This window comes from Prosthecobacter sp., assembly GCF_049294395.1.
GTDB lineage: Bacteria > Verrucomicrobiota > Verrucomicrobiia > Verrucomicrobiales > Verrucomicrobiaceae > Prosthecobacter.
In genome coordinates this window covers 45481-57831 of record NZ_JBAQCR010000331.1, presented here as the reverse complement: position 1 = coordinate 57831, position 12351 = coordinate 45481, and the positions used below count along the sequence as shown (strand labels likewise).

Annotated in this window: 7 protein-coding genes; 6 read left to right on the top strand and 1 reads right to left on the bottom strand. The window is 59.3% G+C overall.

Translation table 11 applies throughout. The features are described 5' to 3' along the window. Nucleotides 1-3: 3 nt before the first annotated feature. The 4 genes from WAW39_RS21800 (at nucleotide 4) to WAW39_RS21785 (ending at nucleotide 6964) form a co-directional block, all read left to right on the top strand. On the top strand, nucleotides 4-630 hold the full coding sequence (locus tag WAW39_RS21800) for a response regulator (RefSeq protein WP_422321276.1): 627 nt from the start codon (nucleotides 4-6) through the stop codon (nucleotides 628-630). Between the two features lie 94 nt (nucleotides 631-724). Beyond that, on the top strand, nucleotides 725-4330 hold the full coding sequence (locus WAW39_RS21795) for a DUF1553 domain-containing protein (RefSeq protein WP_422321275.1): 3606 nt from the start codon (nucleotides 725-727) through the stop codon (nucleotides 4328-4330). A gap of 89 nt (nucleotides 4331-4419) precedes the next feature. Further along, on the top strand, nucleotides 4420-5685 hold the full coding sequence (locus WAW39_RS21790) for a DUF1501 domain-containing protein (protein ID WP_422321274.1): 1266 nt from the start codon (nucleotides 4420-4422) through the stop codon (nucleotides 5683-5685). An 82-nt stretch (nucleotides 5686-5767) separates the two neighbouring features. Next, nucleotides 5768-6964: a 3-keto-disaccharide hydrolase gene (locus tag WAW39_RS21785; RefSeq protein ID WP_422321273.1), complete on the top strand. Its 1197-nt coding sequence runs from the start codon at nucleotides 5768-5770 to the stop codon at nucleotides 6962-6964. A gap of 106 nt (nucleotides 6965-7070) precedes the next feature. Here WAW39_RS21785 and WAW39_RS21780 read toward each other — a convergent pair whose 3' ends face one another. Further along, a complete protein-coding gene (locus WAW39_RS21780) occupies nucleotides 7071-9170 on the bottom strand; it encodes a prolyl oligopeptidase family serine peptidase (protein ID WP_422321272.1) in 2100 nt (699 codons plus the stop codon). Nucleotides 9171-9270: 100 nt separating this feature from the next. Here WAW39_RS21780 and WAW39_RS21775 point away from each other — a divergent pair, with 100 nt between their 5' ends. Both WAW39_RS21775 and WAW39_RS21770 read left to right on the top strand, forming a co-directional pair. Beyond that, nucleotides 9271-11679: an ATP-binding protein gene (locus tag WAW39_RS21775; protein ID WP_422321271.1), complete on the top strand. Its 2409-nt coding sequence runs from the start codon at nucleotides 9271-9273 to the stop codon at nucleotides 11677-11679. A gap of 4 nt (nucleotides 11680-11683) precedes the next feature. Beyond that, a complete protein-coding gene (locus tag WAW39_RS21770; RefSeq protein ID WP_422321270.1) occupies nucleotides 11684-12346 on the top strand; it encodes a hypothetical protein in 663 nt (220 codons plus the stop codon). Nucleotides 12347-12351 lie beyond the last annotated feature (5 nt).

Here is a 12351-nt window from a genome sequence, read left to right as displayed (position 1 = left end):
ACCGTGTCCGCCGCACCCATCTCACTCTTGCTTGTCGACGACCACTTCGTCGTCCGCAGCGGCCTCGTGGCCTCGCTGGAGCTTGAGGACGACTTCAAGGTCGTGGGTGAAACCGATCGCGGTGAAGAGGCCTCGGCGCTGTTTGCTAAAAAGAAGCCGGACGTCGTCCTCATGGATCTGCAACTGCCGGGCATCAGCGGCATCGAGGCCACAGCAGCGCTGCTGCGCGATCACGCGAACGCCCGCGTCCTCATCTTCTCCACCTTTGCCCGCGACGATGAAATCCAGGCGGCGCTCAAGGCGGGAGCCCTCGGTTACTTGCAAAAATCTTCCTCTCGGGACAATCTCCTCGCCGCCATCCGCACCGTGGCCAAAGGCGAACGCAGCCTGCCTGAGGATATCGCCCAGCGGCTCAAGGACCGCCTCGCGGAGCCGGAGATAACACCACGTGAACGCGAGATCCTAACCCTCGTGACCCGGGGCAACGCCAACAAAGAAATCGCCGCCACCCTTGGCATTGGCGAAGACACGGTGAAGCAGCATGTCAGCCGCATTCTGATGAAGCTCAAAGTCAACGATCGTGCCCAAGCCACCGCCGAAGCGATCCGCCGGGGACTGGTGCAGGTGTGAAATGTCCCGGTAAGCGGCCGTGGAGATCCGCCCCCTCACGAAAGTGGGGTGCCCGAAATGCTGAAAGCGGCCGCAATCCGGCGTTGGTAGGTGCATGACGCGTTCAGTCTCTATTTTTGCTACACTTCTGCTTACCTCCCTCGCTTCCGCTCAAAATGACAGCGGCGGCAATGACACCACGGACAAACCGCTGGCGAAGCCGGTCATGCAGTGGCGGTTTGATGCCGCGAAAGATCCCGGCCCGCGTGCACCGACTTTCCCTGGCTTTGCGAAGGATAACACCGCACAACGCTTCACTGGCGACGGGAAAAAATCCGCCCTCACCATCAAGGACAGCGAAGAACTGCGCTTTGGTCTGAACGAAACCATCACGCTGGAGGCCTGGGTCAAAGCGGCGGATCTCAGCGGCAGTCCCTACATCCTGGGCAAAGGCCGCCTTGGCACCAAGGAATTTGGCACGGAGAATCAAAACTACGCGCTGCGTCTGCAAACGGCGAAAGGCGGCGCGCAGATCGGTTTCCTGTTTCACAGCGCCGATGTCCCCGGCAAGAAGGGCGCATGGCACCGCTGGTGGTCCAAAGATATGCTGCCGACCTCCGGCTGGCACCACGTCGCGGTCACTTATACTTTTGGCAAACTCAAGAGCATCAAAGGCTACATCGACGGACGCGAAACCGACGGCGTGTGGGACATGGGTGGCGAGACGGATCGTGCACCCGTCACTGACGGAGACTCGCTCATGGTCGGCAGTGGCTCCACGCTGGCAGCCTCCCACTCGCTGAATGGTTGGCTGGATGAGGTGGCGATCTATCGTGGTCCTGTGGATGTCGCTGCACTCAAGGCGAAGTATCTGTTTGTTCCACCGCCACCGCCCGTGGCGAAGAAGCAAGTTCCTGCCGGGCGCGTGCTGGTGCAACTGGCCGAGGAAGGCATGCCCGAAGCCAATGCATGGCCGAGTGAGCACCCCAAAGTGGGCGAAACCTACACGGAGGATGTGTTCGGCTTCTTCGATGTGCCGCAAAAGTATGTGGACACCGGAGTGCGTGGCGAGCGCCACGTCCCCTTTCTGCTGCGCGCTGCCGCCAGTGTGACTTTCCCCAAAGGCAAACACCGCCTGCTGCTGCGCGCACGTGGTGCCACGAATCTCTACATTGAGAACAAGACCATTCTCACCACACCCTTTCCTCCCAATGACAGCGATGGTCACCACCTGGTGACCGATCAACAAGGCTATCTCGACCTGGGTCCCGACTTCCGCTTTGTGCCGCCGGGCAATCGTGAATCATGGTGCGAGTTTGAAGGCACGGGCAAGCCGCAGTTCATCGTGCTGGAGACCCTGGTGGGCAGCTATGCCGGCAAGGCTGCGCGCCGTCCAGAACTCGGCGAAACCGTCGTCGCATGGTCTCAGCAAGGCACTGAAACCTGGAAACTGATCACCCCCGGCAAACGCGAAGTCGCTTACAACGATGCTGGCTGGACCGCTTACGAACAGGAGCGCAACGCCCACTACGCTGATATCAACGCCAAGAAACGCGCCGAGCTGCGCGCACAGTCCGCGTCCTACTGGGCCACGCGCCGTAAAGCAGCAGAAGCATGGCTGGCCAAGAACCCAGCGGGTGAAGGCAGCATTGATTCCTTCATCGCAGCGAAGATCGACAGCGTGAAATCACAGGACGCCCACAAAGGCAGCATCGATTATTTCAAGCACATCCAGCCCATCCTCGAAGCCAAATGCACCGAGTGCCATCGCGGCGCGAAGGCCAAAGGCGGATTGCATCTCGACTCACTCGCAGACGCGATGAAAGGCGGCAAGTCTGACGGTGCCGCAGTCGATCCCGGCAAGCCGGATCACAGTTCCATCATCGCCCGCATCACTTCTTCTGATGAAGACGAGATCATGCCGCCCAAGGGCAAGCCCTTGACCAAGGATGAGATCGCGCTGCTGACCACTTGGATCAAGGAAGGCGCGCACTGGCCGGAGATTCGTGCCGATCATCTCATGCTCACACCACTGACGGATGACCTCACTTTCCTGCGCCGCGTCTACATCGACACTGTGGGTGTGCCGCCATCGCTGGAGGAGATTGCCGCATTTGAGAAGAACCCCGACCGCAAGGCGGCCATCGACAAACTCCTCGCTGACCCACGCTGGGCAGACAACTGGATGGGCTACTGGCAGGATGTGCTGGCGGAGAACCCAAACATCCTCAACCCCACGCTAAACAACACCGGTCCCTTCCGCTGGTGGTTGTATGAGTCTTTGCAGGACAACAAGCCGATGGACTTCTTTGTCACCGAACTCCTTCGCATGCGCGGCAGCGAGCGCCTCGGCGGCCCCGCAGGATTTGGCACAGCCTCGCAGAATGATGTACCGATGGCTGCCAAGGGCACCATCGTCAGCACCGCCTTTCTCGGGGTGGAAATGAAATGCGCACGCTGCCATGATTCACCCACCGGCAAGTCGTTGCAGCAGGATCTCTTCGAACTCGCCGCCATGCTGGGCACCAAGGAAATCGAAGTGCCGAAGACGAGCAGTGTGCCGATGGACAAGATCCACGCCGGTGGCCGCAAGCCGCTAATTCAAGTGACGCTGCAGCCCGGCACCAAAGTGCAGCCCAAGTGGCCCTTTGCCGAGTTCTGCGATGAAGCCGCAGCGAAACTCGCCGAAGATCCCAAAGACAGCCGCGATGTGCTGGCCGCCATGATCACCGCCCCGCAGAACGAGCGCTTTGCCCAGGTCATCGCCAATCGTGTGTGGGCACGCTTCATGGGCCGCGGCATCGTGGAACCCATCGAAGACTGGGAGAAGGGCAAGCCCACGCATCCCGAGCTGCTCAAGTGGCTGGGTCGTGAATTCGTCAGCGGCGGCTACGACATGAAACACTTGGCGCGTCTCATCCTGAACAGTCAAGCCTACCAGCGCGCCACCGATCCAGCCTTGAAGCAGACCAGCCCGCTCTTCACCAGCCCAGCGCCACGGCGCCTGCAGGCCGAGCAGATTGTGGACTCGCTCTTCGCCGCCACCGGCAAGCCCTTCCACACCGAAGAAGTCTGCCTCGACATCGACAACACCCGCGATCTCAAAAACGCCATCCACCTCGGCAAGCCGCACCGCAGTTGGATGCTCACCAGCACCAGCAACGAACGCGACCGCCCCAGCCTCGCCCTGCCCCGCATCCAGGCTGTCACGGACGTGCTCAGCGCCTTTGGCTGGCGTGGTTCACGCCAGGATCCCATCAGCAAACGCGACGCCGATCCGAACGTGTTGCAGCCCGCCATCCTCAGCAACGGCACGCTTGGCATCTGGCTTACACGTTTGAGCAATGACCACGGCGTCACCACCCTAGCGTTGCAAAACGAAACCCTCGACCAGTTCATCGATCAGCTTTTCCTCAAACTCCTCACCCGCCATCCCTCGGCTGAAGAACGTGCTCTTTACACAAAGCACCTGAGTGCTGGCTTTGATGCTCGAGTTCGGTCCGCACCCAGCCAGCCACCAGCCACCACACGCACCCGCGAAAAATACGTGAGCTGGTCCAATCACCTCGACGGCGAAGCCACCACGGTGCGCATGGCCCAGGAAACCGCCGCCCGTGCAGGTGACCCGCCGACGGAGAAACTCGATCCTGCATGGCGCAGCCGCATGGAGGATGTGCTGTGGGCACTGCTGAACGCGCCTGAGTGGGAGTTTAGCCCTTAAAGAATGACACCACCGGCCACCGCCACCCCACGAAAGTGAGGGGCCAGAAAGAATGAAACCGACCCTTTGCTAACGTTTGATATCACATCATGAAACGCCGCTCCTTCCTCACCTCCGCCGCCGCCTTTGGCGCGGCACCGTTGTTTGCGAACAACACGCCCGTCCACATGCCAAAGGGCAAGGCGGAGCATTGCATTTTCATCTGGCTGGGCGGCGGCATGGCACAGATCGACACCTTTGACCCGAAGAAGCTCGGCAACAACACGGACAAAACCAAGGTGGCCGGTTCGCTCTACAAGGCCATCGACACGACCGTTCCCGGTGTGCAGGTGACGGAGCACCTCAGCCAGACGGCCAAAGTCATGGAGCACGTAACGGTGATGCGCACGGTGAACCATCACGTCATCGACGAGCACGCCTTCGCCACGAACATCGTCCACACCGGCCGCATGATCTCCGGCAACGTGGTGTATCCCAGCATCGGCTCCATCATCGCGCATGAGCGCGGTGCCGTGGGTGGCGAGGTGCCGCCGTACATCCTAATCGGTTATCCGAATGTCAGCCGCGGCCCGGGCTTCCTTGGTGCGAAGGCCGGTTACGTCTATCTCACCGACACCAACACCGGCCCTGCCGGCTTTTCGCGTCCAGATTTCGTCGACGAAAAGCGCGCACTGACCCGTGAGCAATTGCTCGCGCCTCTCATGGCCCGTGCACCGAAGGAATCCGCCATCGCCGACTACAAGACGGCCCAGGAGCAGGCGCTCAGCCTCTCCGGCCCGCAGTTCATGCGGCATTTCAATCTCAAGGAAGAACCCGCCGCACTGCGCAATGCCTACGGCGGTGAATTCGGCCAGCGCTGCCTGCTCTCCCGCCGCCTTGTTCAGGCGGGAGTGCGTTTCATCGAGGTTTCACACAACCTGAACTTCATGAACGGCACCGGCTGGGACATTCACAACGAAGGCTACAAAAATCAGCACCTGCTCATTCAGGAACTCGACACCGCCCTCGCCGCGCTGATCCGCGATCTGAAGGACAAGAAGCTCCTCGACAAGACCCTCATCGTCGTCGGCACCGAATTCGGTCGGCCACCGGAGTTTGATGGTCGTGGCGGTCGCGGCCACCAAGGCACCACCTTCTCCATGGTTCTCGCCGGTGGCGGATTGAACCACTGCGGCGCATACGGAGTCAGCGATGAACTGTCCAAAAAGCCCGTCGAGAACCCCGTTCCGCTCGTTGATTTCCACGCAACGATCCATGCCGCGATGGGCATTGATCCGAGCAAGGAACTGATGGATGGCACGCGTCCCGTGCCGATCACCGATGGTGGCAAACCTGTGGCGGCCTTGTTTGGCTGAGCCGAGGAATCAAGAGACTCCCGCCCCCAAGTTTCGGCTTTCCCTTGCGAAGCTTCGCCATCCATCGGCGTACTCTTTGCACATGAAATCCGCCTTACTGCTCTGCGCCCTCGCCCTCACCACCGCGCTCCTTTCCCACGCTGCCGATGACGACGGCTTTATGCCGATGTTCAACGGCAAAGACCTCAGCGGCTGGGTGAATGCGAACTGCGCACCTGAGACCTGGAGCATCAAAGACGGCGTCATTCGCTGCACCGGTATTCCCACTGGAGCCATGCGCACGGAAAAGCAGTACGAGAACTTCATCCTGGAGTGCGAGTGGCGGCACCTCACCAGCGGTGGCAACTCCGGTGTCTTCATCTGGGGCAGCCCCATCTCCGCGCCGGGCGTGCCTTTCCTCCGTGGCATCGAGGTTCAGGTGCTGGACCAAGGCTACATGAAGCACGCCGATCCCACAAAGCCACGCTGGTTCACCACGCATGGCGATGTCTTCCCCATCCACGGCGCCACCATGGAGCCGCATGGCGACCACAACGGTCAGCGCAGCTTTCCCAGCGAGGAACGCAGCAAGCCCTCGCCCGAATGGAACCACTACCGTATCACCGGCAACAACGGCACGCTCACTCTCGCCGTGAATGGCAAGGTCGTCAGCGGCGGTGACAAATGCTTCTGGCGCAAAGGCTACCTCGCTCTCGAATCTGAAGGCGCACCCGTTGAATTCCGCAATGTGCGCATCAAAGAACTTCCCTCCACCGGTGCCACTGATGCCGATTCCGCACCGCTGGATCAAAGCTGGAAACATCTCTACAACGGCCTGGATTTCCGTGGCTGGAAAGTGGCTGCAGGAACCGAAGCCCGCTGGAAACCCTCCAACTGGAATATCAAACTCGAAGCCACCGACGGCCAGGAATCCTCCCCGCTTTGGAGCGAAGCTGACATCACCAACGGCGAATTCATCGCCGACTTCCAGCTCCTCAAATCTGCCAACCTCAACACTCCCTGCACCGGCTTCTGCGTCCGGGGTCAAACCAGCCCCGCTGTCCTCATCGGCACCGGCAAGGCCCCCATCGTCTTCGGCCCGGATCAAGTGAAGCTCGGCAAATGGTACCGCCTGTGCCTCAAACTCGACGGCACGAAAGCCACCGCCACGCTGACTGAAACGCAGGAGGCCAATCCGCAAACGAAGGAGGCGAGCCTAGAGGGTCCAGCGAAAGGCCCCGTGGGCATTGCTGATTTCGGCACCCCGATGACGTTCGCGAATTTCTTTGTGCGGGAATGATTGAAAGTACGATGAACACTCCTGTCCGTCGATCAGCGTGCCCGCCACACCCGACGGCCAAGGATTATCCACCCCACCTCGTCGGAGTGCAGAAAGCGCCTCCCACTCACATCCCAAGCGCCCGCACCAAAAACGCCCACTCATCGGCCGTCTTTTCAATGGTCTTGTTCAGCGCCGTCCCTGCACCATGCCCCGCGCTGGTTTCAATGCGGATCAGCGTAGGCGGTCCATCCTTTGCCTGACACTCCTGCAAACGAGCACCAAACTTGAAACTGTGCGCAGGGACCACGCGGTCATCATGATCGCTCGTTAACACGAGCGTGGCCGGATACCTCGTGCCTGGCTTGAGATTGTGATAAGGCGAGTATTTGAGCAGCGCTCCGAACTCCGCAGGGTTTTCCACGCTGCCGTAATCGCTCTTCCAACCCCAGCCGATGGTGAATTTCTCGAAACGCAGCATGTCGAGCACTCCCACCGCAGGTAAAGCAGCAGCATAAAGTTCGGGACGCTGCGTCATGCATGCACCGACGAGCAAGCCGCCGTTGCTGCCGCCTTGAATCGCGAGCTTGGAGTTGGTGGTGTAGTTGTGCGCGATGAGCCATTCAGCAGCGGCGATGAAATCATTGAAGACATTCTGTTTGCCAAGCTTGATGCCGGCCTGATGCCAAGCGCGACCATACTCGCCCCCACCGCGCAGGTTGGGCATGGCAAAGACGCCGCCCATCTCCAGCCATACGGCGCGTGAGACAGAGAAGCCGGGTGTGAGGTTGATGTTGAAGCCGCCGTAGCCGTAAAGCAGCGTGGGATTCGAGCCGTCCAGTTTCAGGCCCTTTTTGTGAACGATGAACATTGGCACCTTGGTGCCGTCCTTGCTGTGGAAAAACACCTGCTGCGTCTCAAACGCAGTGCCATCGAAGTCCACTTTCGGTTTCCGCCAAAGCTTGCTCTCGCCGGTTTTCAAATCCATGCGGTAGATGGCACCCGGCTCGGTGAATCCGGTGAAAGTGTAGAAGGTGGTGGTGTCATGACGATGCCCGCCGAAGCCACCCGCACTGCCGATACCGGGCAGTTTCACGTCGCGGATGAGCTTGCCGTCGAGATCGAAGCACTTCACCTCGGTCTTCGCATCCCGCAGATATTCACAGAACATCTGCCCGCCCACCGTGCTGACACCTTCCAGCAGCACCTTCGGAACCTCGGGCACCACGATGCGCCAGTTGCCACGTTCCGGCTTGCGCACGTCGATGGCGATGACCTGGAAGCACGGTGCATTCAGATCTGTGCGGAAGTAAAAGACCGGGCCTTCATTGTCGATGAAGTCATAGCGTGCATCATTGTCCTTGAGCAGCTCCACCACAGGGCCACCACCGGAGATCTTCTGGTAGAACACGCGGTTCTTCGGCTCCGTGCCGAGCCATACCTGAATGACGAGATATTCTCCATCCTCCGTCACACCGCCACCAAAGCCCCATTTCGGCTCGTCTTTGCGCTCGTAGATGAGCAGGTCCTCGCTCTGCGGTTTGCCCAGCGGGTGGAAGAAGAGCTTGTGAAATTCGTTCTTTGCCGTGAGCGCCGCACCGGCCTTCGGCTCATCGTAGCGTGAGTAGTAGAAGCCGCTGCCGTCCTTCCGCCAGGACACGCCGCTGAACTTCACCCACTTCACCACATCGTCCAGATCGCGACCAGTGGCGATATCACGCACGCGGAGGGTCGTCCAGTCGCTCCCGGCTTCCGAGACACCGTAAGCGATGAGCTTGCCATCCTCTGTCGGCGCGTAATCAGACAACGACGTCGTGCCATCCTTGGACATCGCATTAGGATCGAGCAGCACTTTCGACTCCCCTTCCAGCGACTCCGCCGTCATCAGCACCGCCTGATTCTGTAGGCCCGTATTGTGTGTGAAAAACCACCTCCCACCGTGTTCAAACGGCTGCCCCATGCGCTCGTAGTTCCACAGCTTCTGTAGCCTCGTCTTGATCTCCTCGCGTCGCGGCAGTTTTTCCAGATACGAAAACGTCACCTGATTCTGCGCTTTCACCCAGGCTTTGGTTTCCTCCGAGTTATCATCCTCAAGCCAGCGATACGGGTCGGCGGTCTTCACGCCATGATGCGTGTCCACCACGTCCTCCTTGCGCGTCTGGGGATAGGTCAAAACTTCGGCGGTGAGAGTGGCGGTGGTCATGAGGAGCAGGTATGCGGCACGCATGGTGGCATCCTGCCTGTCATTTCAAACTTTGCATTTTCCAATTCTCATTTTGCAATCCCACCCGCCCCCGCCACGCTCATTGCACATCTTTCCAGCCACCATGCCCATCTCTCCTGACCAATACGAAAAGCTCGGCACTTTCTACCTCGGTCGTGAATACGATCTCGCCTCAAAGCAGGTCAAAGACGACCTCATCCTCTATGATTCGAAGGATCTTGTGACGCACGGCGTCGTGCTCGGCATGACCGGCAGCGGCAAGACCGGCCTGTGCCTCTCCCTGCTCGAAGAAGCGGCGATGGATGGAGTGCCTGTTATCGCGATCGATCCAAAAGGTGACATCGGCAATGCGTTGCTCACCTTCCCCAATCTTACGCCCGAGGAGTTTCGCCCGTGGATCAATGAAGATGAGGCACGACGCAAAGGACAATCGCCCGACGACTATGCAGCGGCACAATCCGCGCTATGGCAAAAGGGTCTAGGTGACTGGGGCCAGAGCGCGGACCGCATCAAAAAACTGCGCTCCACCGTGGACATGGCGATCTATACACCTGGCAGCAATGCAGGGCTGCCCGTATCCATTCTCAGCTCGCTGAACTGCCCGCCTGCCGAAGTGATGGACGACGCCGAAGCTCTCGGCGACCGCATCGAAAGCACCGTATCTTCCATGCTGGGCCTGTTGAACATTAATGCCGATCCCATCCAGTCGCCAGAGCACATCCTGCTGAGCAACATCGTCGCCTTCTGCTGGAAGAAGGGGCAGAACATCACGCTGGAAAATCTGGTGCGCCAGATCCAGCAGCCGCCGATTCGCAAAGTCGGAGTGGTGGATCTCGACAGTTTCATGCCTGAGGCCAAGCGCGCCGCACTGGCAATGAAGCTGAACAACCTGCTCGCCTCTCCCGGCTTCAGCACCTGGCTGGAAGGCGAGGCGCTCGACATCCAGCGCATGTACTACACGCCCGAGGGCAAGCCGCGCATCACCATCTTCTGCATTGCACATCTGAGCGACACAGAGCGCATGTTTTTCGTCTCGCTGCTGATGAACCAGCTTCTTGGCTGGATGCGCACGCAGCAGGGCACCACTTCCCTGCGCGCCATCTTCTACATGGATGAGATCTACGGCTACCTGCCACCGACGGCCATGCCGCCTTCAAAGAAGCCGCTCATGATTCTGCTCAAACAGGCACGTGCCTTTGGTCTCGGCATCCTGCTGGCCACGCAAAACCCCGCTGACCTCGACTACAAGGCGCTGGCGAACATCGGCACATGGTGGCTCGGACGTCTGCAAACGGAGCGCGACAAAATGCGCGTGCTCGAAGGCCTGGAAGGTGCTGCCAACACGGCGGGCGGCAAGTTTGACCGCCAGCTCATGGAGCAGACGCTCGCCGGACTTGGCAACCGCGTCTTCCTCATGAACAACGTGCATGAAGATCATCCCGTCGTCTTCAACGTGCGCTGGCTGATGAGCTACCTGAGCGGCCCGCTTTCACGTCCACAGATCAAAGCGCTCATGGACCCGATCCGCCCGCAGGCTGGAGCCAAGACTGCCGCAGCCGAAGATGACGGCTTCGCGCCTCCCGGCGGCAGCAGTCCCGCTGCCACCGACCGCAACACCCTGCGCCCAAAACTGCCGGACGGCGCAACCGAACTCTTCCAGCCGAGCGACGACGACGGCGAACGCATCACCTACACTCCTGCCATCCTGCGCAGCGCGACAGTCATGTTTGATGATGCAAAGCGGAAGATCAGCGGCCGCAGCATCATCACGCTTGTGAATGAAATCGACATCGAGAAGCAGAAGGTGCTGTGGGACAAGTTTGTCGATGTGCCGAAGGACGACGATCTCTCCAAGTATGAAAGCGAACCGAAGGAGAACGCCGCCTATGCCGACCTGCCCGGACCAGCTCTGAAGACAACGACCTACACCAGCATCAAGAAAGACTTCACCGAGTGGGTGTTTGCCAATCACAGTCTCGAACTCTTCTTCTCACCGCTGCTGGAAGTCTATTCTAACCCAGGCGAGAAGCAGGACGAGTTCAAGGTGCGCATCACGCAAACGACCCGTGAGCAACGTGACGCCGCCATCGAGGAACTGCGCGCAAAAACCGCGAAGACGATGAAGTCGCTGCAGGACAAGGCCGAGAAAGCCGCCAACAAGGTGGATGTGCAGCAGGCCCAATCCAGCGGTGCCAAACTGAGCGCTGCCGTTGAGATTGGCAGCAGCATTCTCGGTGCCATCTTCGGCCGCAAGACCAGCCTCGTGAAAGCCAGCACCATCGGCAGCGCCTCCCGCGCCTGGAAGGAAGGCGCGGATGTCAAAGCCGCCCAGAGTGAGTTGGATTCTCTCAAAGCCGACATGGCGGAACTGGAAAAGCAGATCGCCGATGACACTCAGAAAATCCGCGATCAATATGATCCAGCCACACTGGTGTTTGAAACCTTCAAGCTCAGCCCGATGAAGAAGAACATCCAGGTGACAGCGACGGGGATTCTGTGGCTGGTAAAATAGCGATATGTTGCCCGAAACTTTAAAGGCAATCGAAGGTCTTTATACGGCCTTCGGTGATGCCAAGCGGCCCAGTTTCATTAATATGTCTCCGGTGAAGGATCCGGCCAATTTTGCAGAGCTGCTGACAACCCCTTTGCGGCAGCTCACCGCAGAGCATCTCTGGCAGTATTCGTTTTCTGTCTTCTTTACGGTGGGCGACGTCTCGGATTTCGAATACTTCTTCCCGAGAATCATCGAGTTGGCCTCCGCTCCATACCCGGATTTGCAAATCGAGGTCGTATTTCAAAAACCTGCCATGGCAGGATGGCCAAACGAATGGCGAAAAGATCGTCGAAAGTCATTCCAGTCTTACCTTGAGGCGATGATCGCATCTTGGACTTCCACCGTTTGTGATATCAACAACTGGGTTTGCGCCTTGTCATTCTGCCTCCCGGACATTGATGCGCATCTGGATGTGCTGATCTCAGGCTCTGATGCCGCCAATGAAAACCTCCTCGCCTTTCACGAAGCAAACCGCGAGTCATTGATTAAAAACAAACTCTCCACTTCGTTCTGGGACCACTCCTCAGACACGCATGCGCGTATCGTTGCCTGGCTGGAACGAGCGGACGTTCAGCAAAGAGTCCACCACTTGAAAGAGGCAGGCTTGGGCAGCAGCGATACGTGACATGC

Excerpts from the sequence above, each read along its gene's own strand:
- WAW39_RS21795 (WP_422321275.1), top strand. The coding sequence starts at position 725 with ATGACGCGTTCAGTCTCTATTTTTGCTACACTTCTGCTTACCTCCCTC.
- WAW39_RS21790 (WP_422321274.1), top strand. The coding sequence starts at position 4,420 with ATGAAACGCCGCTCCTTCCTCACCTCCGCCGCCGCCTTTGGCGCGGCA.
- WAW39_RS21785 (WP_422321273.1), top strand. The coding sequence starts at position 5,768 with ATGAAATCCGCCTTACTGCTCTGCGCCCTCGCCCTCACCACCGCGCTC.
- WAW39_RS21780 (WP_422321272.1), bottom strand. The coding sequence starts at position 9,170 with ATGCGTGCCGCATACCTGCTCCTCATGACCACCGCCACTCTCACCGCC.
- WAW39_RS21775 (WP_422321271.1), top strand. The coding sequence starts at position 9,271 with ATGCCCATCTCTCCTGACCAATACGAAAAGCTCGGCACTTTCTACCTC.
- WAW39_RS21770 (WP_422321270.1), top strand. The coding sequence starts at position 11,684 with ATGTTGCCCGAAACTTTAAAGGCAATCGAAGGTCTTTATACGGCCTTC.